Source organism: Lactobacillus sp. PSON (assembly GCF_052615405.1).
In genome coordinates this window covers 204,251-228,694 of sequence record NZ_JBQXFW010000003.1, presented here as the reverse complement: position 1 = coordinate 228,694, position 24,444 = coordinate 204,251, and the positions used below count along the sequence as shown (strand labels likewise).

Below are 24,444 nucleotides of genomic sequence, written 5' to 3'. Positions count from 1 at the left end.
ATATAAAAACAGATTAAGTAGGAATCGAACCCACATCAATGATTTTGGAGACCACTGTTCTACCATTGAACTATTAATCTATAAGCATTAAGAACTAGGGTAATGTTTGAATTTTAGTTCTTAATGCTAATAAAATGAACGAATTTCCACAACGACATTTTCAAAGTCAATTGAACGTTGCGCTTCACAATGAAACGCAAAAACCGCATAGGGAGTCGAACCCTACACGGCTAACTAATATTGTTAAGGCTTAGTTTCAAAAAAATAATCGTCAAGTAATAGTTGATTACAAGATGCTCACTAACATTTGTTTATTACTTGATAATACTATAATACCTTAAAAGTTGGGGTCAATTAGGACATCTTAAGGACATCTTTTTAATAAAGTCCCAGCTGATCTGCAACCTTATTAAAGAAATCAGTTCTTTTTCTGCTGCACTGTCTAGTTGAAAGATGAGTTTGATTAGCTACACCCTGCAGAGTTAATTGACCATTAAAGTACAGACCGTAAATAATCATCTGTGTTTCTAAATCGCTGCGGTTATAAACATCTTTGATTACATCATGATTACGTTTAATGGCATTAATGCGCTCATTATCGGCAATAGTAATAGCCATTTGTTCAACATGTTCATCTTTTTTATTTGAACGTCCCCCACCAACGTTTTCATCTACATCAGTAGAAACAGGATGCAGAATTTCATTTTCAGTTTCTTTGATGTATTTTTGAGTATTTGGGTACTCTTTTAAAATATGCTCCACAAATTTAAAGTTTGCTTTCTTCACTCTTATAACTCCTTATATCTGTATGTAACTTACGATAAAACTTATTTTCATTAACTAAATAAATGGCTCCTACAGAAATATCATCCCAAGAATAAACACCTTTAGTTAACTTTTGTCCTGCCACTCTAATGCCCCATTGTGTTTTTTTAGCACCTACATAAAAGGCGTAAGCCTTCTTAGAAGTACTATAAATGCCTTGATTATCATCATAATAAACAAATGATGGAAGCAGCGGAACATTTAAACGACTAGCCATTTCTTTGATTCGTTTATAACCCACACACATGTTTTTTAAACACCAGCGACAAGAATAGCCAGCTTTAAGAGCTTCCTCTAATCTTCTAGGATTGCCTACACTTGTTTGCAATTTAAGAAGCAAGGGATGATTTTCTGGTATTTTAGAAATTGAACCATATTCATCTTCAATTTTATGGATCAAGTCATAATTTAAAGTCATTTTATTTCTCCTGATAGCCATAACCAACAAGTCCACACTGTACTATTTTTAAAGCGTCTTCTGAACTGCGAGCAATCCCATGAATCACATTGTGCGATTTTAAAAATTCATGAAATCGTACTTGGTCTGCTCTTGGTTTTCCAGTTGCATTTTTTACTTCAATAAAGAACGTTTGGTTATCACTCCAGCGAATCCCAAATAAATCGGGAAAACCTTTAGGAAGCCCAGTAGTAAACCATCTACCATCTGGCAACTTTACACTACCAACATTCGCTCTAAAAACAGTGCATTTATTTTGTGATAAAACTACACGTATTTCATTTTGAATTTGATGTTCAGACTTCATAATAATTACTTAATGCCCTTGAAATAACTGTAGTCATTTCTTGACCAGATTTACTGCAATCAAGTAACAATTCTTCTAGCAGCACTTCACTTACTTCAATATCACTGTTGATAGTAATAGTTTTAATGTCTGGTTCTTTATGACCGCTAAAATCAATAGTAGCCATAAAGTTACCATTTTCATCTTCTTCTAAATCAGTTAAACGAATGTCATTAACTGATACTGATTTGTTATCTGTTTTGGCTTCAATTGCTCTAGCCAATTCAAATTTTAATTTTTCTGTTTCAATCCTCATAAAAACCACACCTTACATAATCCGAATGAAAAAACTAAACACGCTACAATACAAAAAACTAATGGTATTTCAGGATATTTAGTTTTTGAAACTACTTTTCCAAAAACTGACCAAACAGTTATAAAGTAAATCCAAGTTAAAGTTAGCCAAATAACTAAAAATAGTATTTTAAAAGACAAGCCTGTGTAAAAATCCATAAGCTAATACTCCAATTGATACAACCGCTGAAATAAAAACATTATTCGAACCTCTGCCCTCCACAAAGTGGACAGTAATTAGGAGCATCAAAGAAGAAAACCGTACCACAATCTAAACAGCGATTTATATAAGTTTTTTCTTCAAGACTTATCCCACAATAAGGACAGAAAACATAATGATCTTCTTCAAAGAAGTAATTACCACATTTCTTGCAGTAAGTCGCACCTTGTAAGTAAGGAACTGATACACCGTAAAAGTCTGCTAATGTGTTTAACAGACTATTACTTAAATTTCTTTTACCGTTTTCGTAATAACTTAAAGCCTGTTGTGTAATTCCTAATTTAAGTGCTAAATCTTTTTGATTTATCCCATTCTTTTTTCTTAGTTCTTTTAATCTGTTCATTTTTAACCTCAATTTACCCACCACTCACCCTTGCACATATTTTGTATTCAACTACATCTAATAAATAGATTATTTATGCAATCTCACTATTTGGTGTAATTACTAGTGTTATCCAAATTTAGTAACTACACCATTACTACACCGTACCTAATCCTTTGAGGGAGTAGGACTACAGCCAAAAGTAAATAATTTACTGGTGTAGTATTTTTTAGGACTAATTTCATCGCCTAAATCCTTGGGACAGTAAGACTACAGCTAGTAAATTTCTTTCTAGTGTAGTTACTTTTCTAGAAGTTTATATATAAAAAATATAAAAATAATATATAGAGTTTAGGGATTTACCTCGGATTTTGGCACTTTTTTGCTTTCAATCCCTTGGGGCTGTAAGTGTACAGGGTGTATTTATAGTAACTACACCTAATTGCACCACACAGACTTAAGCTATACCTAAATAGGTTACTTATTCCATTTCAAGCCGCCGTAATCATAAACACCTAGTTTTAACCCTTGATAGTAAATTCCTGCTTTAGTTCTTTTAGAAGGATAAAGCTCTTTTAGTCTTTGGCTAAACAGTCGTCTTGAAAGACGTTGTTCATCATTCTTTTCAGCCCATGATTTATAAGCTTCAAACAAACTACTAGCTTTTTCAGATAATTCGGGTACCTTAGTACACATTTCATCAATAAACTGCTCAACTACGTTCATTTCTTCACGATAACCTTCATTTTGCAGTTTCATGGCTTGAGGTAGTTCACCTAAACCATACTTTGAATAAAGAATTGCACCTTCAACGCACCAGTTAAGAATGCCACGAGCTTCTTCTAAAAGCTTTTCCTTTAAATCTTTATCAACTTTTTCTTTAGGAATCTGGACAGAAAACGGAATGATTTTAATACGCCTCCAAATACCATCATCAGTTCCCCTAATAACTGGCTTGTGGTTGGTAGCCATCCACAGCTTAAATTTAGGAATAAATTCGAACTCGTTACCATACATGTAACGCACAACTAATCTATCTCCACCTGTAATCTGTTTTAATATGCTTTCGTCTAATCTATCGCCTTCATTAGCTTCACTTGATACAACCATTCTTGCACCTTCTAAGCGGGCTAAATCTGAACGAGCGTCGTTATTTCTAGAATTAGCCATAATAGAGTTAACGTCCATTGTTTTAGCGTAAATTCCAAATACAGTTTGTAAAATCGTTAAAAATACAGATTTACCATTACGTCCCTTACCAATGCAGATATACATTTCTTGTTCACGGTTAGAACCCGTCAAGGAATAACCTACAAGACGCTGAACGTACTTTATTAGGTCTTGGTCATGATTAAAAATTTGGTCAATAAACTTAAGCCATCTAGGGCAATCGGCATTATCGGTATACTCAACCCCAGTTTCTTGAGAAAACATTAATTTTTCTTGATGATCGTGTAAGCTACCATCTCTTAAATCCACATAGCCACTAGGAGTATTTAAGTAAAAATCTTGTTTATCAAATTCACCGTGAATCACTGGTACATAGTGACGTAATTCTTTAGCCAAATTTTCTTTGGACGCATGATTTCTAGTTTTAGCGATAAATTTTAGAAACTTTTGTTTAGCTTTTTCTTTATCTTCTTCATCCCCAGCAAAAGGAACACTTTCAGTTTTCATTGCGTCTATCATCTTATCAATAGCTTTTTCTAAATAGCCTTTAGTGTCTCGTTCCCAAAAAGAATCGTTGTAGTAAAACCACACTTTATCAGTGTAAGAATACTTAAATTTGTCGCCGAAAAGCTGCATAAAACGCTTAGCATTCCCTGTATCGTCTTGGGTTTGAGTTAAAAGCTTTTCAGGCTCTTTAGCTTTAAGAAATGGCATATTAACGTGGTAATCATCTAAACCAGGTCTATAGACTAAAGGAGCTTCTTCAATAGCCTTGTTTAAAAGATTGTCACCATAAGTAGTGTTTTTTTCTTTGCGATCAAACTTTTCACGCATTAAATTAGACTGTCTAAAAATTGCATCCATTTTTGCATAATCTTTACCAGTCCAAAAAGCTAAATCATTAGCAAAAGCTAAATCTGCTTCACTGTGACTTGCATAAAACGGTTCCCAGCCACCTTGCATAAACGCCCTAAAACGAGCGCCGTTTTTAGAAGTTTCTGCCTTATCAATGATTTCACTGATAGATAAATTATTTTTATAAGGAACTGTAGAAGCTACCCTGGTAGTTTCATCTTTACCAAATACAAAATAATAAAGGGCTTTTAAGTTTGTTTCGTCTAAAGTTTCAATCTTGGTTTTACCAATTGTGTTAGCTGTAAGGGCGAAAAATCGCCCGCTTTCGTACATTTCAAAGTTACCCTTGCGTCTACGCTTGCCCGGAATTTTAAGTAACTAATGACCCTACTGTCAAATTACATGTCTTGCGTCTACGCTTGCCCGGAATTTTACCCTTAAAAATCGCATGAATTCCTTCATTAGATAAAGAAACTTCTAGGTAAGTCTGATTAGTAAGTTTTCTAACGATATTAACTAAATTATCAGGGTCATCATTACCATCAGAAAAACTATCTAAGTCATCTTTGATGTGGTCTACATCTAAACCCACATAACCATTAGCAAAATAGAAGGCTAAACCGTCTGCATCTTCAATCTCATTTAAAGCCTTAAGAGCCGTTTCAAAGTCAGACCAGGTAGATTCATCATTAGATTTACCAGCACCACCAGTGTTAGCATCAATTGGAATCTTGGTGTATTTATTACGTTCTGGTTGCCAAATCTTGCGGTAAACACCCCACTGATTTAGCTCTTTCATTTCATCAGGCACATTCGCCCGATATTGATTAATTTCTTGCATTACCGCACCCCTTAACAATTAAAATGGAATATCTTCATCTGTAATGGTATTATCAGTAGCTTCAAATGGATCTTCAGAAGATTGTTGTGTATCAGTTGGGTATTTTGTTTGTTCAAAATTCCAAGCAGCCATTGTATTTCTAGTTTCGGTCTTGCCCTTATAAGTGTTGTCTTCTACTTTGACATATACACGAACGTTTTTACCTCTAAGAGCATCAGCAAAATCATCAAAACTATCTAATGTCACATTGTCTGGAACTTTAGCAGCTTTTAAGTAGCGCATAAGGTTTTCTTGGTCATAAGCACCAGTCTTCTTGCGCTTCCACTCATTTTGAAAAAGCATACGGTTGTGATACTTACCATTAGTATCAGGCATTGCCTTATCTAAATCCTTACGGACTCTAAGTTTAAGTTCAATAAATTCAGTTCCACCTTTTGTAGCGTCTTGAGCCACATCTTCAATATTTACTTCATAAGTTCCTTCTGGAACTGGTGAGTAGTCGTTTTCCTTAATGTTTGAGTAATCAGTATGAATAAAAGCCATTTGTTTTTTCTCCTTAAAATTTATTTCTTGTGAAGCCAACCACGATTTTTCATTTGATAGTAAACCCAACCTGACTTATAGCCTTTGATTTTGGCATATTCCTTTAACTCTTCCACACTGTCTAAGTCAGCAGGCTTTTTAAGAGATAAATAGTTAATAGTTAGGTTGAAATCTTTATCAGTTACTTCATGTAATTGGGCTTCTTTGTTGTTTTTTTGTTCTTTCTTGTGAGTTTCTTCTTCAGTATCACTTAATGTATGACCACATATAGGACATTTAGAGCCATGTTTGTTAAAAGTTGCATAGCACCAAGGACAAGTTATCAAATCATTTGAACCTGCACTGTTTATGCGTTTACGGTCTTTTAATGACCAGTCACGTTTTTTATCAGGTAAGCCAAAACGGTTAACATTTCCTACTTGATCTATAATTACTGCAGTTTTATTTGGTTGGTATCTCATGCACCGCATAGATTGTTGAATGTAAACAACTAATGACTTAGTAGGTCTTAGTAAAACTACACATGAACAATCAGGCACATTGATTCCTTCACCGTACAAGTCGGCATTACATAAAACTTTTATTTTTCCATCACGGAATTTTTGCATAATGGTTTTACGTTCAGCTGCAGGTGTTTTAGCATCGGCATGTTCTGCAGGAATACCGCTATCTGTAAAAGCTTTAGCTACATGCTTGCTATATTCCACACTACTTGCATAAACAATGGTTTTGCCATTTTGTGCAAACTTACGCCAGCATTTGATAATATCGCCGTAAATAACGGTATTATTAAACTCTTCCATTGATTTACCAGTAAAATCGCCCATTGAATTAGATTTCAATTTAGACTTGTCACCTAACTGATAAGTGAAATACCGATACGGTGCTAAATAATGATTTTCAATCAGCCATTGAACCGATTTACCTACAATGATGTCATCATAAACATCATGCAGTCCTTTACCAGATAAACGCCACGGAGTGGCAGAAAATCCAAGCCTAGGCACATCACTATAGTAGCTGTAAATTTCTTTATAGCTTTTAGCTAATGAGTGATGGCTTTCATCTGTAATAATCAATGTGGGTTTAACAATCTTACCCAAACGATTTTTTATTTTTCCCACAGTGCTAATAGTTGTGTGGGTTAAATCAATACCATCATTAATGAATGTTTCTGCAATTTGTTCTACTAGTTCTTTTCTATGAACCATGAACAATACATGACCGCCTTTTTCTACAGCACTGCGGGCAATTTCTGCAATAATTACAGATTTACCAGAGCCTGCAGGACTAACTATTAGCGGTGCCTTATGTCCTTTTTCAAGTGATTTTCTTGCTTTAGTAACAAGTTCTTCTTGATAAAGACGCAGCTTATACATCTATATCACTACCAGTAATAGCTCTAAATACCTTATCTGCTCGTCGTGCTGTGTGATAATCTTCCATAAAATCATCTTTAACAGCATCAATCATGCCTAAAAGTGTTACAGAGTTACCGTATTTAGTGACACTTACAGTATTTTTAACTGGAAAACAAGCAAGTAACACATTATCAACTTCACCTGCTTTAACCTTTTCAGCTAAATCAGTTAATTTCTTTGCCAATTCTTCTTTATTCTTTGCCATCTGTCTTTTCCTCCACATCACCAAACTTAAATAAATCTTCAGCTTTACACCAAGTACGGTTGTCCATTCGGTTTTTAGCATAAATACCATCATTTCCTTGCAGGATAACCCCACGCTCACCAGACTTGGGCGATTGTACCAATCGCCCTACTACATCCATATGACCCATTAACCAGTCACGGGCTTTATCTCTCATACTTGGTGCATACTGGCTAAATTGCTGACCATTAAGCGCTGTAATCGGTCTTTGTTCTTCCCATGCAGTAGTTAAAATATTTAAGTCATAATTCAACATACTGGCAAAAAACCTAATCAGATAATGGCTGTATTCGTTATAGTGTTTAATTTGATTATCAAGACCGTTTTTAGATTCCTTAGCTTTTTCAACAAACCATAATTCTTGAAGACTTGTAACGTTATCAATAATTAAGTTGTTGTATTGGTCATGAATATAAACAAATTCTCTAGCAAAATCTGCTAAATCCTGTTGTACATTATTTGGATCTAAACTCCACACTGTTGAGGTTTGGTAAATATCAGTTAACCGCTTGTAAGACCCATCAAAGCTAAGCATCATAGTTTTACCAGTTAGATATTTACCCAAGTAAGTTTTACCAACCCCCGGTTTACCGTAAACAAGTACACGCCATGGCGCTTGTTTAACGTCTTTTATATTAATCATTGGCATAATTTAAATCTCCTTATTTAATGCTTTATCACGAACTTCTTTTTTAGCATCTTCAATCATCTGCCGTACAGCATAATTGAAGTGGTCTTGAACTGTAGAAGCTGAACGACCTAACAAGTCAATTTCTTGGCTAGAAAGCCAGTTCAAAGCTTTCTTATAAGTTCCCTTACTAAGAGCTTCATCAATAAATTTTTGCTTCCACTCATCAAAAGAAGTAAGTGTGGTATCAGACCATTCTCTAAAATCTTCAATCATCGCATTCATCCCATCCTTGATTTATGCAATTCTCTAAAGTTTCAGCATCAACTTCACTAGCCAAAGCATTAAAGAATCTATCCATTTTTTCAGGATCATTTGTGTGGTAAAGTTGCCACATTTCACTTACCACCATACCTTCATCAATCATCATTGTTTTCTACCTCATAGTTATCTTGAATGTAGAGTTTACAAGCTCTTTCTGAATCGTCTTCACAATCAAAGTAATCAAACAAGTAGCTTAAATCTCTTTCATCTAACTTCTTATGAAGAATCAGTGAAATAACTAGTTCTTCATAGTTTGAATAATCAGTAGGAACTAAAACACATTCTGCAGGTGGGTTAATCCACACTACTTCATTAGAGCCAGCATTGTTTGCTTTTTCGGCTGCATGAATTGCTAAAATTTCTCGTGTTTTATCAGTTTTTTCTTGCATTTCGTGTTACACTTTCTTTAGGGATTATATGTAAGTCGTCAAGCTTTACGGTTTGACGGCTTTTTTGTGTAGCTGTAAGCATTAGAAGCTAAAACAAGTGCATCTACTGTTTCTTTACTAAACTTAGAGTTCAAATTTCTTCACCTCCTTAAATTTATTTGTTAACTATTCGGTTTCACTATCACCACCTTCAGTTTTCCATTCTTGAACGAAAATAATTTTGTCAAACAAAATATAAACTTCTGATTCGGTTTTTCTTAACTCATCAATAGAAAAATTACCTTTATAAAAAGCCGAAGCATTTTGTAACCGTAAGCCTATAACTTTTCCTTCTTGTAAGCGTTCATCAACATAGTTATTAAAATCTTCTACACTCCATGTGGTTTCTGTCCATACATTAATGCCATCGTTTAAACCCAAAACTAAACCTTTAGCTATTTTTTATAATCCTCCACAGATTTTTTTCTTCATAAGCTAGAAGTTGTCGACTATCAAGTTTTAAAATAACTTTCTTACCTTTAACCAGCTTATATAAACCATCTACAAACTCAACTTTAGCTATATCAATAGTTAACGTATTGTAATCGTTAGTTATTTTCCAACCATGTTGTGTTAAAACACCAAAGTTAAAAGTAGCTAACCAAGATTTAATTGGTTGTGGTCCAAAGAACTTTAATGCGTTTTCTTGGGATTTGTTGAATCTAGCTGCTTCATAATCTTTCATTTTTTCAGCTCCACAATTATTTGTTTTTCAAACACATCAATGTTTTCTAGAAAACGATTCAAAGTATTATCTTCAAATGCAGCAACACCTGCAAACAATAAAGACATATATATTTCTCTTATACTCATTTTGTGAAAAGCTGCTAACTTTTTTAAAGATTCTTCAGCAATACCGTAGTTTTTGCTCATAATTGCTTTAACAAAAATCACTTCATAATCTTTCATTCTTCTTCATGCTCCTTTAAATACTTATATGAAAGAATACTGTAGCCTGCTAAATCCAAAAATGTATCAGCTAAACTTTCATCTTTCACATTTTGTTCACGACTAGCAGTTAAACTATCCAAACGGTTGAACTTGTCTTCTAATCTAACTACACTTGCTACCATTCCGAACTTATCAAGGGATTTAGTAAATGAATCACCATAATCTTTATTCTTAGCAAGCAATGTTTTAGCCAGTCCATCGGTATATTGCTTGAATGGATTTTCTTCACTATGCTTAAAATTTACAATTTGTTGTGATTTTACGAATGATTCATTTCTTAATGTATTTTTCAAATCTGAACGAAGTATGAAAAATGTAGACCATACCTGACCGTCTTTTAATGAAGCCAAATTGTAGCAAGTTCTACCATTGAAAGAACGAGCAATTACAACAAATGGTTCAACTTCACCATTACTAAACTGATAGTTGAAAACATCACCTGGTTGAAAATCCACAATTTCTTTTGTCATTTTTAGTCCTCCTCATAAACAGGGAATAAAACACGCTTCACATTGTCCCAGTGCCATTCTTTTGTCATAATCCTGCACCTGTTAAAATTTCTTGACTTACAAAAATTCCAAGTAGTAAGCCAATCATCACACCAACTAATGCAATCACTGCAACTGGAAGCCATTGCTTTTCATCTAAATGTTGTCTTAAAAGCTTGTTTTCATTTTGCAATCTTTGAATCTTTGTGGTTAAAATTGCTTTTTCTGGTTTTAACATTTTTTTGTTCTCCATTCTTCTATATAAAGCACCCCATCCAATGGAAGGACAATGTCACCTTTTTGCTTTTGGAATACACGATCGCTAATAGTGTAAAGAGCGTTTTCATCTACAGCTATTGCTTCCTGCAAAACTACACCTGGAACATTTTTGTAACCACCCTGTTCAATAATCCAATCTTCAAATTTCTTAGGTGTAAGAGTAGTTTCATGGAAAATCGCTGTATTACCTTTAATGTGGTAAATTAATCCTTTATGCATCATCTTCATCACCCCAGCTATGAATTTTGTCAGTAACATACTTATCCATGAACTTTTTAGCTGCAGGATCATAGATGTTAAATGTATGAATTGGTGGTTTAGGTCCAAATTCATCTTCTACTTCCTTTAAACCAGCTTCTGCACCTGCCAAGTCTTCAGTACTTAAGATTTCATCACGATTAAGTGAATAGTTTAAAGCGGCCATCACGCTTTCTTCATCATCTGGTAAATTGTCTTGAACAATAGTAGCTAAATCCACGTCTACTAACACACATACATCTACTACATGCCCTAAAAGTACAGGATGACCATTTAAGCCTTTAAATAAAACTCCAGGAAAATACATCCAGCCTTTTTTTAATGCAATTGGTACAAAAGTGATTTCACCTTTTTGTTTATACAGATTGCCCATTTTCAATTTCTCCTTAAATCAATCCAAAATATTTCTTCTTTGCTTGGTCTGAACGCCATTCAAGCCATTCTTCCCAACGGTCTTCTTTAATTAATGTTTTACGTTGACCGTCCATAATAACAGCATCTGAATAATCACTAACTAAGCATTCAAGACGGCGGTTATAGAATGTGGATTTTTTGTAATGATACTTAGCCATTACTTCTCTTGGCGTTAATAGCTTCATTTAAACCAGTCCTTTCTTGCTTTGCTTTTGACCTAAGCGATACATTTCCCACAAATCATTAGCTAGAATGTGGGTTCTGCGTTCAGTTCCACAGATTCCTGAACGGATGATTCTAATGAAATCATTCCCTAATAGAGCCTGAATATTTTTAAAATCATCACGAAAGTCAAACACATAATCAGGATTTTCAAAACCTTGGTTATATGCAATCTGTTTAGCTTCTTCATAAGCATCATAGATGTAAGAAGCTTTAAAGAAACCTGCACTTCTTAATGTATATTTACCTGTCATTGTTGGTCTCCTAAATCAATATCTTCGCCCTTTTTTGCTTTTTCTAATTTTTCACCTGTTAAATATTCAACACCTGCACGATCAAGCTTTCGAATTATCGCATCGTATTGATTTGTTGACATTACTCCACTAATCTTTTGAAAACCTTGAAATGGATCATAAATATCAGAATGAAAATAAATTTCTAATTCATAGCCTGCATCTTGTTGCACCCAACGATAAAGCGTTTGATCTCTATGCTTTCCATTTTTTCCTGCTTTTACAAATGGAGTATTTAATTTATATTCAAACTTAAAAGCACTCATCTTCTGCCTCCTCAATATGCAGTTCAACGTTGACCTTGTGAGCAATGTCATAACAGTTGTTAATTGCTTGAATTAATGTACTTAAAGCATTGTAGCGAAAAGTATTAGTAGACTGCGTGTCGCCCCTTTCTAAATCAAGAAGCCAATAGCTTTTATAGTCATCTTGAACAATCATTCCTAGAGTTAAACCGTCAAATCTATCTCCAAACTCGATTACATCACCAACATGCCAATTTTCCACATCTAATAGATTTTCTCTTTCATCAACAATCTTCATTGATTTAATTCCTTCCTTATGAGTCGATAACCTGCAGCCGTTGCATACCAGTTATAAGAAATATAAGCTCCACAATCTTGAGGCTCCCAGTATCCAAATTTATTTCTTTGACTAATAGGAGCTTTAAGACCTAACTTATTGGCTGTGTAGTCAATAATCGTCCAACTTATATGTAGTTCTCTTTCCATTTGAAATAATGAAAATCCTAATGGAACATCTACAATTTCACCTGTAATTTCTTCTGCAGCTTTAGAAATAAGATATTCTTTCATTTCTTCATTGCTGGTTAGGTTAGCTAATTGCATAAGCTTTTCATACTTAGTAGCTTCATGTTTAATTTCAGCTCTCATATTGAAATAGTTATCTACAATCTCGTTGTAAATATCCCAAGCCTTATCATCGTCCATGATTTTTAGAAGTTTGAGATAGCCACGCTCTGATAAGAGGTAGATGTGTTTAACTCTATTGTTAGTAATTAAGCCATTTTCTTTTGCAAATTTTCTAAATGCCTCTGAGGCATTTAGAAGATCAATCAAATCTAATCCAATAGTAAATTTATCAATATTACGGACAATTGATCGATTCAAAATAGATAACGCTTGTCCATGAATCTTTGCGATGTCAGGTACAAGCATTGCTTTCTTGCCTTTACCAAATCCACCTTCAATACCAGTAAATTGATAACCTGCAACATTTTCAGTACCTAAAACTTTAAGTTCGTTCATTTTTTATGTTCTCCCGTTCAGTTATTCATTCCTAAAACTTTATAAATCTTTTTTCTGATTTCAATAGATTTAGGATTAGTATTGCCTTTAATAGCTTGATTGACTTTAGAACGGGATTCATTAAGTAAATTAGCTAATTCTGCTTGAGTCATGCCTTTATCCATCAAAGCAATTTTTATTTCTCGTTCAACTTCTCTTTTGGCTTTTTCAAGCTTTTCTTCAATCGGCATATATTTCACCTCCTTTCATAATTTGAATATTTTTTAACATCACCTTCTTTTTTTATAATTTGTTTTGAAACTTGTTTAGAAAAATATTTAGAAAACTATTGACCTTTATTGGAATATTTACTAACATAAAAGTATAATAAATAAGCGTTAATACTAGTTTTTTTTATTTAAAAAAATAAATTTTCTAGCATCACTTGACGTTTTTCAATATTTTTTTAAATTTATTTCGTAACTTGATGACAAAACTATTATTGCGTAAATTTGCTAAAAATGCAAGCAATTTTAGCAAATTTTCTAAAATATTTTTGTCAAGTATTGGAGAAATCTTGATATGACAGTATTTGAAAGAACAAAAGAATTAGCTAAAAAACGTAAATTATCATTACGTGAAGTAAATGATAAAGCTAAATTAGGAACTAATTCTATTTATAAATGGAAAAGTAGCAAACCAAGCTTTGAAGCACTATCAGCTGTTGCAAAAGTATTAAATACTACAACTGATTACTTAAATGGTTTAACTAATGATCCTAATCCCAAAAACACCAATAGTAAAAATCTTACCTGGCAGGATTTAGGCATGAGCTATGGCGGTGAAGTTCCTGATGATTTTAAAACTTTAGTAGACTCTTTAGCAGAAGGATATTTTAAAGCACATCCTGAAGCAATAGACCCTAAATATAGAAAAGATAATTAAAATGAATACTGAAAGTCGTAAAAACTTTAACAAACTAATTATGTTTTTAATGAATTATTGTAATGATCATGGTATAGGTATAATCTATGATAATACATTACCGCCTTTAGCTCCTTCTAGAAGTTATACCATACCGGGTAAATTAGTTGCTATAAATGGTAATTGGTACAAGGAAACAGAGATTCCTTTTATTTTTGCTCATGAAATTGGACATGTAATAGAAAATCTTCCTCACTATTACCATGCTTCTAAGATTGCAGAATTACAGAGTGAATACTTTGCTAATGATTTTGCAATTAATTTATTACAAGAATATTGTTTTGAAGAAGATATATGGTTTGAAAGTATTTACGATTTTGCAAAATGTTTTGGTATTCCAAGAAAGCATTGGGATTTATTAGATAAATACCAAGAAGAAATAATTTTTTATTAACTACACGGAGGTATATTCATGATTAAGAAAACATTATTAGCAAGTACTTTAGTTGTGATTTCACTTGGTTTAGCTGCTTGTAGCAACTCTAAACCATCTACTGAAAATAAAACTACATCATCTGTTTCAAGTTCAAAGAAACAAAGTAGTTCTGAAACTATTTCATCAAATAAGGAATATAGAACTAAATTCGATAAAATTAAAGTTGGTGAACTTAGTCAAAATGGTACTGGTGGTTCAACTCTTAAAGAAGTAGAAGCTATGCTAGGCAAACCTGAAAGTACTACTTCTGCTAAGGTAGCTACTTATAAAGTAAAATCTGAAACTTGGAATAAAGATGGTGTAACAATCGTAGCCCAAACAATTGATAATAAAGTTGTTTCTAAAAATATTACAGGCTTCAAATGGAGTGAAAACCGTCCTGAAAACCTCACTTTAAAAGCATTTAACAGCTTAAAAGATGGTGAAAGCTACACTACCATTACTAATAAATTTGGCGAGCCTGACAGCCTAAATGAATCATTAATGTTAGGTAAAAAGAACACTGTAGCTACTTGGCTTACAGGCGTTAAAGGAACTAGTGCAGTTTTAACATTTGATAATGATAAATTAACTTCAAAAACACAAACTGACTTGAAATAGTTATCAACAAGTAAATAAAGAACCAATAATAGCTCTACAAGCCTTGCTGTAGAGCTATTATTTATCAACAGATAAAAAATATACTTAATATTATAATTTTCAGGAAGTGACAGGAATTGGTTAAATATTACACACCTCAAATTTCACGTTCAGCAAGCGGTAAATATCAATATGTTCAGCGCTATACTGATAGTAGCTTTAAAGGAATAAGACGAGCTACAATTACAATAATTAAAGATACTCCACAAACTAGACTTAAGGCAGATCAAATTGTTAAAAAGAAAATTCAACAAAAACTACAAAAAACAGGTTTAATTCAATCAGATATTTTAACTAAGAACGTTAAAGATACATTTTTAACTAATTATAAGAAGCGTGGTATCACTTATAACACTTATTTAAGCCGAAAAAATCAACTAGCTAAGTTCTCTAAATTGTTTGGAAACCAACCTATAAATACAATCACAACTGTACAACTTAATAATTATTTTAATGATTTACTTTATAAAAATAACTTTCACAATAAAACCGTTAGGTCTTATAAAGCTAGCTTATCCGCATTCTTTACTTACGCTAAAACATTTGGTTATATAAAAACTAATCCTATGAAAAATATAGAAATTTTTTATAAAGATGAAACACTTAAGCGTTATGAACGAATCCAGAACTTCTACTTAACTGATGAAGAAATGGCTTTGATTTTAAATGATTGTAAAAAACAAGAAAGACGTTATATTTACCATGACTTATTTTTATGGATGTATCTCACTGGAATGCGTATAGGAGAAGCCGCAGCTTTAAAATGTAAGGATATACAATACAATGAAGAAAATGGTATCTGGTATGCAGACATTAATGGTACTTTGCTTGCTAATGGAGAAAAGCAACCTTTCACTAAGACTATTAGTAGTATGCGAAAAGTGTCCTTACCTCCACAAGCTGTAGAAATTTATAAGAAGCGTAAAACTACTAAGAATAAATTTCTATTTTTAAATGATAATGGAAATCCCATTCATACAAATTCAGTTAATAAATTTTTAAATCGAGTACGTGAAAGAACCCACATCAAAAAAGATATTTCAAGCCATATATTTCGGCATACGCACGTATCTAAACTAGCTGAAGAAGGTTACAGCTTAGAAATGATTAGTGCTAGGGTTGGTCATACTAATTCGGATATTACTAGGCGCATTTATACTCACATTACTAAAAAATCTAAAAATAGTTTTGATAAAAAAATGAATAATTTTAAATTTAATTAACAGAAACAGTGATTTTAAATCACTGTTTTTTTAATCACACTTTTTAAATATCTTTTTTGAGATATATTATTGTCAAAAAATAATTTATAAATTTTTAGTGATTTAGGACAATTTTAGGACAAAAATTTTGGAAAAACGCAAAAATCAACGGAAAACATTGGACTAAATTCCAAAAACAAAAACTGTCTGAACCCTTGATATAAAGGCTAAGCACGCAAAAAAACGCCGACTAGAAAAGTCAGCGTTTTTTTCTGGAGTTATAAAATGATGCTACTGTTCCTGTTATAGAGATAGAAGCGAAACAGGAAAGTGCTTGGAGTTTGTAAGAAGAGGAAGAAAGGAGACCCCTCTTCCTGTTAATATATTAAACCGTTTTCACTATAAAAGCAAGAAAATTTTTAAAATAATAATTAATTATATATTTGTTTATAGTAAAAATAGATAATCAAAATATACATTTTATTCAAATTTAGTTTTCCAATTTGGATTATGAAACGCTTCAAAACACATTGCAATTTGTTCTTTAGTATTTCTTCCTTGTGATAATTTTGGCAACTTATCTAACGCAAAATAGTCACACGCATCTGTTTCATCATTAACTTCAAACTTACCACTAATTTCCTTACACAAGAAAAAGCATTTCATAATATTAGTTGCTAAAATTGGTTTATTATGTCGATTGCGATCTTGCAAAGCAATTAACTTTTCAACCTTTACAATTCTTCATGAGCTTCTTTGGCTGCATTTTCTGCAGGTGATAAATCATAATTGTTCCAACCTCCTGGTAGAGACCATTCTTGAGTTTTCTTTTCTCTAACCATTAAAATTTTGTCATCTTTAAAAATGGCCGCTCGTGTATCTATCTTTGGAGTTTGATAACCTTCATCCCCTGCAAATAAGGTCTCCACCTGCTCTTTTGGCAAGCCAGTTTTTGCAGTCATCATCTCAATTGCAATTTTACGAATTTCTTCATATCTTTCTTTATCAAAAATATCATGTCCATAATGAAGTCCAGCTTGAGCTAAACTTTGAAGTTCAGTTGCCCAGTCAGTAAATTGATCTCCTGTTTTCATTTTATGACCTTCTTTCTAAATTCATTATACAAAAAAGCGTCTTCAGAACGAAAACGCTTTTTTAAAATAAATATTACTTGAACAAATCGTTAAAACTTTCACTCATTGTTGGATGGGTATAGATTTGATCACGCAACATAGTGTATGGTAACTCAGCTTTCATTGCTAAAGAAATCATATTAATTAATTCATATGATTCAATACCATAGAGAGTTGCGCCTAAAATTTGGTCATTTTCTGGATTTACTAACGCCTTAAATAATCCTCGTGTATCTTTAGCTACGCGAGCTTTAGGAATCGCTGCAACAGGTAACTTAAATAATTTATATTCAATATCATTATTTTGAGCCTGTTTTTCATTTAATCCTACTTGTGATAATGCTGGGTCAAGAAATACACTGTATGGCACAATATTGCGACTTTCTAAAGTGTACTGGCCATTACCAAATAACTGACTCTTAATAATTCTAAAGTCATCAAGAGAAATATAAGTAAACTGCAATCCGCCCTTTACATCCCCAATTGCCCAAACATTAGGAACGTTGGTTTTAAGATATTTATCAACCTTGATAGCTCCACGATCCGTTAATTCAATATCAGTATTTGACAAGCCTAAACCTTCTGTATTTGGTTTTCTACCAGTAGCCGCTAAAATTCGTTGCCCTCTAGCACTCTTTTCTTCTCCATTTTTATTATAAATAACTTCAGCATATTCTTCATGGTCAACTACTTTTTCAATTTCTACACCAAGTTTAAACTTAACTCCTAAGTCTTCCATATCCTTTTTGACCATTTGCGCAATATCATCATCTTCACGCTTGATAAAATCACGATTATGGTCTAAAACTGTCACTTTTGAACCATATTTAGCAAACATTGCAGCAAACTCTAGCCCAATATAACCAGCTCCAATAATGACTAATTCTTTTGGCAAAGATTTTTGCTCCATAGCCGCAGTAGAATCAAGCAAAAACTTACTTTCCTTAAGCCCTAGAATCGGTAACATTATCGGTGTTGAACCAGTATTGATAAAAATTCGCTCACCCTGATACTCTTGACTATCTCCGCTTGGCAACGTAACTTCAATTGTATGATTACCAGTAAACTTTGCTACACCGTCAAGTACAGTAACTGTTTTTTCATCAGCAAGCATATGATAATTTTTATCACGTAAAAAAGCCGTCATTTCATTCTTGCCACTTACAGCATCAACAAAATCAACGCCATTTGCAGCTTCAATAATCATGCGTTTTGATGGCAAACATGCAATGTTGATGCAAGTTCCACCATACATCTTATTTGACTTTTCAATGACTAATACTTCTTCACCTTTTTGAGCTAGAAACTTAGCCAGTGTTTTACCACCTTTACCAAAGCCAACAATAATATTTTTTACTTTTTTCATAATTATTCCTCTTTAAAGTCAGTTAATTATAATTTGTTAAGTTGACTATATTCCTTTCTCATTGAAAAGTCATGTTTTTTGCTTAAGATTTTTTAAATTGATTTGCTATTTATTGACGTGGTGTCATCGATTAAGATATATTATTTATAACAAAAAATAAACAGAACTAAGGAGTGATATTTCACCTATGGAAAACAATAAACGCCCTCCGGCCTATATGACAAGCAGTACTGAAATTTTACAAAGATTAAAGACTACTAAAAGAGGGTTATCGACTCAAGAAAGTCAAAACCGACTTAAAAAATATGGCTCTAATAGCTTAACCTCTACTCCTCCAAAAACTATTTGGCAAATGCTAAAGGACCAAATATTTGATCCTATGATTTTAATTTTGCTTGGAGCTAGCATTTTTTCAGCTTTTCTCAATGAATGGATAGAAGCAATCGTTATTGCATTAATAATTATTTTCAATGCAATAATTGGCATTATTCAAGAGAAAAAGGCCCAGTCATCATTAGCTGCCTTAAAACAGATGAGTGCACCAACTGCATTAGTTATGCGAAATGGACAAGAACAAAAAATTCCTGCTCAAGATTTAGTGATTGGTGACATTGTTTTATTAACTAATGGGGATATAGTTCCTGCTGACTTAAGATTAATTGAAACGGCTAACTTGCAAGTTCAAGAAGCATCTTTGACAGGTGAATCTCTACCGATAAAAAAAGATGCGCAAGCAATTTTAACTAAAAATTGTCCTTTAGGTGACAGAACTAATATGGTTTATACTTCTTCTATTGTTACTTATGGTCGTGGAATTGGTGTAGTCACAGCTAGTGGAATGAATACCGAAATGGGTGCCATTGCTGGAATGCTTGATAGTGAAAGTGATATTGAAACTCCACTTAAACGTAAACTTGCATCCGTCGGAAAAACATTAACTATCATTGGTTTGATTATCTGTGCTTTTATTTTTTTACTGGGCGCATTATATGGAAAACCATTAGGACCACAATTTTTAGTAGCTATATCATTGGCGATTTCTATTATTCCAGAAGGATTACCAGCTACTGCGACAATCGTAATGGCTCTCGGAGTTAAACGAATGGCTAAAAAGAACGCTTTACTAAAAAAACTCCCAGCAGTTGAAACTCTAGGAAATACAACCGTAATTTGCTCTGACAAAACCGGCACCTTAACATTAAATAAAATGACCGTAGTTGAAGCAGCCCTAATAGGTGATATTAGTCAAACTAAAACTGTAAAAGCTAAAAAACTTTCTAATAAATATCATGAGTTAATGCTTGCTGGTATTTTATGTAATGATGCTAGTTTAGATAAGAATAATAAAGTCATCGGTGATCCAACTGAAGGTGCTCTTATTACTTTAGCTCAAAAACATAACTTAATTCAGAAAAGAGTTAAAGAAAATTATCCGCGACTTTTTGAACAACCTTTTGATTCAGAAAGAAAACGCATGACAACTTTACATCCGCAAAATGATGGTTATGTTGCATATACAAAAGGCGCCATTGATGAAATATTGCCAAGATGTAAATATGTTTTAACCGAATATGGCATTCGACCAATTAATAATTTTCAAAAAGAACAAATTTTAAAAACAGCTCATAAAATGTCAACTAATGCCTTACGGGTATTAGGATTTGCTAAAAGAAATTTCACTAATATTCCTGCCGAAAACTCGAATATTGAAACTAATCTAGTTTTTATGGGATTAGTCGGAATGATTGACCCACCCCGTGTTGAAGTAGCAAGCGCTATTCAAAAATGCCATACTGCAAAAATTGCTACAATTATGATTACTGGTGATCATCAAACAACTGCTGTTGCTATAGCTAGAGAATTAGGGATTTTTCAAGATGGAGACCATGTTATTACTGGTAGTCAGCTAAATAAAATGAGTGATCCTGAATTAGATAATATGGTTAAGGCAACTACGGTTTTTGCTAGAGTTTCCCCAGCAGACAAATTGCGTATTATTAAGAGTTTGCAAAGGAATGGCGAAATTGTTGCTATGACTGGAGATGGTGTTAATGACTCCCCTGCCTTAAAAGCAGCTGATATTGGAGTGGCAATGGGAGTTACAGGAACAGATGTAGCTAAAGAGGTGGCCGATATGGTATTGTTAGATGATAGTTTCACTACTATTGTGGATGCAGTTCAAGAAGGTCGTCGAGTATATCGTAATATTCAAAAGGTTATTCAATTCTTATTAGTTGGAAATATTGCAGAAATTACGACTTTGATAATTGCGACAATTTTCAATTGGGATGCACCCTTGCTCGCTATTCATATCCTTTGGGTCAACTTAGCTACAGCAACATTACCAACCTTGGCCTTAGGAGTTGATCCTGCAAGCAAAAATATTATGAAACATGCTCCTGTAAAAATTGGTACATTATTTGAAAAAGGCTTAGTAATTCGTGTAATTACTCAGGGACTCTTTGTAGCAATGATGACTTTAATTGCTTATGGAATTGGTGCTCAAACTAGCAATATAGCTGGTCAAACAATGGCTTTTTGTGTATTAGCTTTTTCACAAATGTTACGTGCATTCAATCAACACTCTACTACCGAATTGATTTGGCAAAGGTCAACTAAAATGAATTATTGGATTCTTGTTTCATTCATTATCTCTGCTATTTTTATTTCAACAATTTTACTACTGCCAAGTATGCAAACTACCTTCCATTTAACTGATTTAAGTAGTAATCAGTGGATAGTGGCAATTGGTTTGGCTCTGATGTCAATTATACAAGTAGAATTTAGTAAACTAATTAAAAACGCAAGTCGCAGTTTTAATGCGGATGTTGCATAATTATAGAAGTCTGGCAATTAATTGCCAGATTTTTTTATAGAAATTAATTGCATTTATAAAAAAATCTGTCATAATTATGAAAAATAATGTTAGCCGGAAAGGAAAATAACAAAATGCTTATTCCACTAATTATTACAATTTTAGTTATCCTTTACTTTTTTGCAGGGTTACGAATTGTACCTCAAAATTATGTTGGTTTAGTTGAAACACTGGGCAAATATTCCAAAACAGTAAAAGCGGGTTTAATCTTCATTTGGCCGATTTTTCAAAGAATTCGCAAAGTAAGCCTCGCCTTACAACCACTAGAAATATCTAAATATCGTATCATCACTAAAGATAATGCCGAAATTACCACTAGCCTTACATTGAACTATCTTGTAACTGATGCTTACAAATACTTCTACAACAATACTGATTCAGTAGAAAGTATGGTTCAGCTGATTCGTGGTCACTTACGCGACATTATTAGACGAATGGAATTAAATGAAGCTTTAGGCTCAACCAGTGAAATCAATACTCAGCTTTCTGAAGCAATTGGCGACTTAACTGATGTTTATGGAATTCGCGTAGTGCGTGTCAATGTCGATGAATTGTTACCAAGCCCTGAAATTCAAAAAGCAATGGATAAACAATTGACAGCTGATCGTGAAAAAACCGCTGCAATTGCTAAAGCTGAGGGGGAAGCTCGCAACATCGAACTAACTACTAAGGCTAAGAACGATGCTTTGGTTGCGACTGCCAAAGCAAATGCAGAAGCTGTTAAAACTCAAGCTGATGCGGAAGCCTATCGTATTGATAAATTACAAGAAAGCTTAGGTAAAGCTGGCGAAGGATACTTTAGAAATCAAAGTTTGGATAGTTTCAACAAATTAGCAAATGGCAATAACAACTTAGTTATTATGGATAAGGATGAGATGGCCACTTTAGGAAAAGTCCCAGCTGCTAAAAAGATTTGGGATGCAAATGAAAGTAAAGATGAATAAATAAAAACTCTTACGGTTTATTAGCTGTAAGAGTTTTTTATTTATCTAAAAATATCTTCCTGGCTAGTACCTTTATACCCATATGTACGCAAATTGGTTTAATCAAAAAAGCAAGAAACTAAGTTCTTGCTTAATATTTATTAATCATCTGCTTCTGAAATTGGCTTAATTGCATCGACGTAACCATTAACTTCAGACTTTATTAATTAAATATGACATTATTAAACCAATAATTCGTGGAAAATTAGGATTTACTTTATCATTATTTAGAGAATTTATTCAAGAAAATATGATGAATTAAATTGGGGTTAAAAAAACGTTCTAGAAGCTTAAAAATATTTTCTAGAACGGTTTTTAATTATTTTAATTTAGAATACATTTCATACAATGTTTTTCTTAAAAGAGGATCATGAGCATAAATATAAGTTCCATATACACCTCGCTTAAACAAAACATTTAATTGATTCATGAAAAGCTGCTTTTTAATCCCATTCAATTCCTTTTCTGATAAATCTTTTCTTCTTTTAAATGCTTCTGTATCAGTGAACTTATGAGTATCAACTTGCAAGTGATTAGTTCCAGGAATCTGGCTAATAGGCGGACTAATTATTATTCCTGTATAATTTAAATCAAACCCCTGACATGTATAAAAAGATCCAACTTCATTAATAGTTTGAGGAATTTCGGCCCATGGTTTAACTGTATAATTGTATTGATCCCAAGGCATTTTAAAATTACCTTCTTGAATGTAGTGTTTTTTACCATCTAAAGTAGAAGGATAGCCAGTTGCTGATAAGATTCTTGATAGCCCTACTTCAGAATTACGCTTAACAATTTCTTGTCTCATCTTTTCAGCATCATCAAAAATTCTAAAGTCATAATTTTGTCTGGCATTTTTGGGTAATGGCTTTATTTCTAATTTATCAGTAAAATTATTAAACCAATTAATCAATTCATCGCTTGCATTCATTCGGAATTGATGCGTTAAATAATAATCTTGATGTGAAAAATCATGTGTAATACTTTCTAACTTTTCTTTTGTCCAAAAAGTCTTAGTTCTCATAACTTGATGAGTATCAAAAACAAGAATAACAATTTTAGCTCTTCTAATTAATTCAACTAGCTGATTTTGGTAAGTAAAATTGTTATACGGATCTGATCTTGATAAAAGCAAATGTGCTTCGTCAACTAAAACAATATCAACTTTCGAATGCTTTTTATCTAAAGTATTAATCAAAGAAGTAGGCCGAGTAAAATCTTTCTTATATAAATTTGGAAGTTGTCCTGCAATCTCCTTATAAATTTTCAGAATTTCAGGGTGATTAACAACAAAGTAATTTTCCGAACCATACAATGTTGACTCTTTATCTTTTCGAGCAGCTGTTTGAATCTGATTAAACAAGTGTGATAATACAACACTTTTCCCTGTTCCTGCATCCCCATATATCGTAAAAACTGCCGGAAAATCTTGTCTTAAGTGCTGCTTAGAAAAAGTAATCACCTGATCTACTAGTTTGTCTTGTTCCGGTGTCAATTTTTTAAACGGTGATAAATTATTAACGGCTTCTATTTCCATTTGGTTTGAACCCTAACTTCTCTTTCATGATAAATTTCGATATAATTATTAACGCAGAAAAGTTAAATCAGCGGTGGTACTTTCTAATCCAGAATCTAACTGAAAGGAGGTACAGCTTTCATGATAAGCCTCATTTGGCTTGTCATAAATATCCTTGGTCTTTTGATAATTCTTCTTAGATTAGCTCGTTGCTTTTTTTAAGAAGCTAAAGATACGGTA

Annotated in this window: 33 protein-coding genes, 1 tRNA gene and 2 pseudogenes; 6 read left to right on the top strand and 30 right to left on the bottom strand. The window is 33.0% G+C overall.

Annotated elements, in window-relative coordinates:
• Positions 1 to 9: 9 nt before the first annotated feature.
• The 27 genes and pseudogenes from ACTHPI_RS02975 to ACTHPI_RS02845 form a co-directional block, all read right to left on the bottom strand.
• Positions 10 to 80: transfer RNA gene (locus ACTHPI_RS02975), tRNA-Trp, on the bottom strand.
• 298 nt (positions 81 to 378) lie between these two features.
• Positions 379 to 786, bottom strand: coding sequence for a hypothetical protein (locus ACTHPI_RS02970; RefSeq protein WP_445352691.1), 408 nt, complete (start codon positions 784 to 786; stop codon positions 379 to 381).
• On the bottom strand, positions 767 to 1,243 hold the full coding sequence (locus tag ACTHPI_RS02965; protein ID WP_445352690.1) for a hypothetical protein: 477 nt from the start codon (positions 1,241 to 1,243) through the stop codon (positions 767 to 769). The genes ACTHPI_RS02970 and ACTHPI_RS02965 overlap by 20 nt, the downstream gene beginning before the upstream one ends.
• 1 nt (position 1,244) lies before the next feature.
• A complete protein-coding gene (locus ACTHPI_RS02960; protein ID WP_445352689.1) occupies positions 1,245 to 1,589 on the bottom strand; it encodes a VRR-NUC domain-containing protein in 345 nt (114 codons plus the stop codon).
• Positions 1,579 to 1,884: a hypothetical protein gene (locus tag ACTHPI_RS02955; protein ID WP_445352688.1), complete on the bottom strand. Its 306-nt coding sequence runs from the start codon at positions 1,882 to 1,884 to the stop codon at positions 1,579 to 1,581. The genes ACTHPI_RS02960 and ACTHPI_RS02955 overlap by 11 nt, the downstream gene beginning before the upstream one ends.
• A gap of 238 nt (positions 1,885 to 2,122) precedes the next feature.
• Complete coding sequence (locus ACTHPI_RS02950; RefSeq protein WP_445352687.1) at positions 2,123 to 2,485, bottom strand: helix-turn-helix domain-containing protein; 363 nt, start codon at positions 2,483 to 2,485, stop codon at positions 2,123 to 2,125.
• 456 nt (positions 2,486 to 2,941) lie between these two features.
• Positions 2,942 to 5,330: pseudogene (locus ACTHPI_RS02945) on the bottom strand (phage/plasmid primase, P4 family).
• A gap of 18 nt (positions 5,331 to 5,348) precedes the next feature.
• The gene (locus ACTHPI_RS02940; RefSeq protein ID WP_445352686.1) at positions 5,349 to 5,873 is read right to left on the bottom strand and encodes a DUF669 domain-containing protein; all 525 of its coding nucleotides are present in this window, start codon (positions 5,871 to 5,873) and stop codon (positions 5,349 to 5,351) included.
• A gap of 20 nt (positions 5,874 to 5,893) precedes the next feature.
• The gene (locus ACTHPI_RS02935) at positions 5,894 to 7,252 is read right to left on the bottom strand and encodes a DEAD/DEAH box helicase family protein (RefSeq protein ID WP_445352685.1); all 1,359 of its coding nucleotides are present in this window, start codon (positions 7,250 to 7,252) and stop codon (positions 5,894 to 5,896) included.
• On the bottom strand, positions 7,245 to 7,499 hold the full coding sequence (locus ACTHPI_RS02930; protein WP_445352684.1) for a hypothetical protein: 255 nt from the start codon (positions 7,497 to 7,499) through the stop codon (positions 7,245 to 7,247). The genes ACTHPI_RS02935 and ACTHPI_RS02930 overlap by 8 nt, the downstream gene beginning before the upstream one ends.
• Complete coding sequence (locus tag ACTHPI_RS02925; RefSeq protein ID WP_445352683.1) at positions 7,486 to 8,187, bottom strand: AAA family ATPase; 702 nt, start codon at positions 8,185 to 8,187, stop codon at positions 7,486 to 7,488. Before ACTHPI_RS02925 ends, ACTHPI_RS02930 begins: the two co-directional genes overlap by 14 nt.
• 3 nt (positions 8,188 to 8,190) lie before the next feature.
• Complete coding sequence (locus ACTHPI_RS02920) at positions 8,191 to 8,442, bottom strand: hypothetical protein (RefSeq protein ID WP_445352682.1); 252 nt, start codon at positions 8,440 to 8,442, stop codon at positions 8,191 to 8,193.
• On the bottom strand, positions 8,435 to 8,596 hold the full coding sequence (locus ACTHPI_RS02915) for a hypothetical protein (RefSeq protein WP_445352681.1): 162 nt from the start codon (positions 8,594 to 8,596) through the stop codon (positions 8,435 to 8,437). The genes ACTHPI_RS02920 and ACTHPI_RS02915 overlap by 8 nt, the downstream gene beginning before the upstream one ends.
• Positions 8,586 to 8,879: a hypothetical protein gene (locus ACTHPI_RS02910; RefSeq protein ID WP_445352680.1), complete on the bottom strand. Its 294-nt coding sequence runs from the start codon at positions 8,877 to 8,879 to the stop codon at positions 8,586 to 8,588. The genes ACTHPI_RS02915 and ACTHPI_RS02910 overlap by 11 nt, the downstream gene beginning before the upstream one ends.
• A 165-nt stretch (positions 8,880 to 9,044) precedes the next feature.
• Complete coding sequence (locus ACTHPI_RS02905; protein WP_445352679.1) at positions 9,045 to 9,299, bottom strand: hypothetical protein; 255 nt, start codon at positions 9,297 to 9,299, stop codon at positions 9,045 to 9,047.
• A gap of 10 nt (positions 9,300 to 9,309) precedes the next feature.
• Positions 9,310 to 9,603 (bottom strand): hypothetical protein, encoded by a 294-nt coding sequence (locus ACTHPI_RS02900; protein ID WP_445352678.1) that lies wholly within the window; start codon positions 9,601 to 9,603, stop codon positions 9,310 to 9,312.
• Entirely contained in the window at positions 9,600 to 9,827 is a 228-nt protein-coding gene (locus tag ACTHPI_RS02895; RefSeq protein WP_445352677.1) for a hypothetical protein, read from the bottom strand. Before ACTHPI_RS02895 ends, ACTHPI_RS02900 begins: the two co-directional genes overlap by 4 nt.
• Positions 9,824 to 10,339: a nucleotide modification associated domain-containing protein gene (locus ACTHPI_RS02890; RefSeq protein ID WP_445352676.1), complete on the bottom strand. Its 516-nt coding sequence runs from the start codon at positions 10,337 to 10,339 to the stop codon at positions 9,824 to 9,826. Before ACTHPI_RS02890 ends, ACTHPI_RS02895 begins: the two co-directional genes overlap by 4 nt.
• 64 nt (positions 10,340 to 10,403) lie before the next feature.
• Positions 10,404 to 10,595: a hypothetical protein gene (locus tag ACTHPI_RS02885; RefSeq protein WP_445352675.1), complete on the bottom strand. Its 192-nt coding sequence runs from the start codon at positions 10,593 to 10,595 to the stop codon at positions 10,404 to 10,406.
• Positions 10,589 to 10,858, bottom strand: a complete 270-nt coding sequence (locus ACTHPI_RS02880) for a hypothetical protein (protein WP_445352674.1) — start codon at positions 10,856 to 10,858, stop codon at positions 10,589 to 10,591. The genes ACTHPI_RS02885 and ACTHPI_RS02880 overlap by 7 nt, the downstream gene beginning before the upstream one ends.
• The gene (locus ACTHPI_RS02875) at positions 10,848 to 11,267 is read right to left on the bottom strand and encodes a hypothetical protein (protein WP_445352673.1); all 420 of its coding nucleotides are present in this window, start codon (positions 11,265 to 11,267) and stop codon (positions 10,848 to 10,850) included. Before ACTHPI_RS02875 ends, ACTHPI_RS02880 begins: the two co-directional genes overlap by 11 nt.
• A gap of 13 nt (positions 11,268 to 11,280) precedes the next feature.
• Entirely contained in the window at positions 11,281 to 11,493 is a 213-nt protein-coding gene (locus ACTHPI_RS02870; RefSeq protein ID WP_445352672.1) for a hypothetical protein, read from the bottom strand.
• Positions 11,494 to 11,784: a hypothetical protein gene (locus ACTHPI_RS02865; protein WP_445352671.1), complete on the bottom strand. Its 291-nt coding sequence runs from the start codon at positions 11,782 to 11,784 to the stop codon at positions 11,494 to 11,496.
• A complete protein-coding gene (locus ACTHPI_RS02860) occupies positions 11,781 to 12,089 on the bottom strand; it encodes a hypothetical protein (RefSeq protein ID WP_445352670.1) in 309 nt (102 codons plus the stop codon). Before ACTHPI_RS02860 ends, ACTHPI_RS02865 begins: the two co-directional genes overlap by 4 nt.
• Positions 12,076 to 12,366 carry a hypothetical protein gene (locus tag ACTHPI_RS02855; RefSeq protein ID WP_445352669.1) on the bottom strand — a complete coding sequence of 97 codons (291 nt, stop codon included), beginning with the start codon at positions 12,364 to 12,366 and terminating at the stop codon, positions 12,076 to 12,078. The genes ACTHPI_RS02860 and ACTHPI_RS02855 overlap by 14 nt, the downstream gene beginning before the upstream one ends.
• Entirely contained in the window at positions 12,363 to 13,091 is a 729-nt protein-coding gene (locus ACTHPI_RS02850; RefSeq protein ID WP_445352668.1) for an ORF6N domain-containing protein, read from the bottom strand. The genes ACTHPI_RS02855 and ACTHPI_RS02850 overlap by 4 nt, the downstream gene beginning before the upstream one ends.
• A 17-nt stretch (positions 13,092 to 13,108) precedes the next feature.
• The gene (locus ACTHPI_RS02845) at positions 13,109 to 13,321 is read right to left on the bottom strand and encodes a helix-turn-helix domain-containing protein (RefSeq protein ID WP_445352667.1); all 213 of its coding nucleotides are present in this window, start codon (positions 13,319 to 13,321) and stop codon (positions 13,109 to 13,111) included.
• 331 nt (positions 13,322 to 13,652) lie between these two features.
• Here ACTHPI_RS02845 and ACTHPI_RS02840 point away from each other — a divergent pair, with 331 nt between their 5' ends.
• The 4 genes from ACTHPI_RS02840 (at position 13,653) to ACTHPI_RS02825 (ending at position 16,352) form a co-directional block, all read left to right on the top strand.
• On the top strand, positions 13,653 to 14,015 hold the full coding sequence (locus tag ACTHPI_RS02840; protein ID WP_445352666.1) for a helix-turn-helix domain-containing protein: 363 nt from the start codon (positions 13,653 to 13,655) through the stop codon (positions 14,013 to 14,015).
• Position 14,016: 1 nt separating this feature from the next.
• Positions 14,017 to 14,448 carry an ImmA/IrrE family metallo-endopeptidase gene (locus tag ACTHPI_RS02835; protein ID WP_445352665.1) on the top strand — a complete coding sequence of 144 codons (432 nt, stop codon included), beginning with the start codon at positions 14,017 to 14,019 and terminating at the stop codon, positions 14,446 to 14,448.
• An 18-nt stretch (positions 14,449 to 14,466) separates the two neighbouring features.
• Positions 14,467 to 15,090, top strand: a complete 624-nt coding sequence (locus ACTHPI_RS02830; protein WP_445352664.1) for a DUF3862 domain-containing protein — start codon at positions 14,467 to 14,469, stop codon at positions 15,088 to 15,090.
• A 116-nt stretch (positions 15,091 to 15,206) separates the two neighbouring features.
• Positions 15,207 to 16,352, top strand: a complete 1,146-nt coding sequence (locus tag ACTHPI_RS02825) for a tyrosine-type recombinase/integrase (protein WP_445352663.1) — start codon at positions 15,207 to 15,209, stop codon at positions 16,350 to 16,352.
• A gap of 459 nt (positions 16,353 to 16,811) precedes the next feature.
• On the opposite strand, the pseudogene ACTHPI_RS02820 reads toward ACTHPI_RS02825, so the two are convergent.
• A pseudogene (locus ACTHPI_RS02820) lies at positions 16,812 to 17,425 on the bottom strand (NUDIX hydrolase).
• Positions 17,426 to 17,498: 73 nt separating this feature from the next.
• Positions 17,499 to 18,830: an FAD-dependent oxidoreductase gene (locus ACTHPI_RS02815; protein WP_445352662.1), complete on the bottom strand. Its 1,332-nt coding sequence runs from the start codon at positions 18,828 to 18,830 to the stop codon at positions 17,499 to 17,501.
• A 187-nt stretch (positions 18,831 to 19,017) separates the two neighbouring features.
• Here ACTHPI_RS02815 and ACTHPI_RS02810 point away from each other — a divergent pair, with 187 nt between their 5' ends.
• Entirely contained in the window at positions 19,018 to 21,666 is a 2,649-nt protein-coding gene (locus ACTHPI_RS02810) for a cation-translocating P-type ATPase (RefSeq protein ID WP_445352661.1), read from the top strand.
• 113 nt (positions 21,667 to 21,779) lie between these two features.
• Positions 21,780 to 22,649, top strand: a complete 870-nt coding sequence (locus tag ACTHPI_RS02805) for an SPFH domain-containing protein (RefSeq protein WP_445352660.1) — start codon at positions 21,780 to 21,782, stop codon at positions 22,647 to 22,649.
• Between the two features lie 358 nt (positions 22,650 to 23,007).
• Here the strand turns inward: ACTHPI_RS02805 and ACTHPI_RS02800 are convergent, their stop codons facing one another.
• Entirely contained in the window at positions 23,008 to 24,225 is a 1,218-nt protein-coding gene (locus tag ACTHPI_RS02800; RefSeq protein WP_445352659.1) for a DUF2075 domain-containing protein, read from the bottom strand.
• Positions 24,226 to 24,444: the final 219 nt, after the last annotated feature.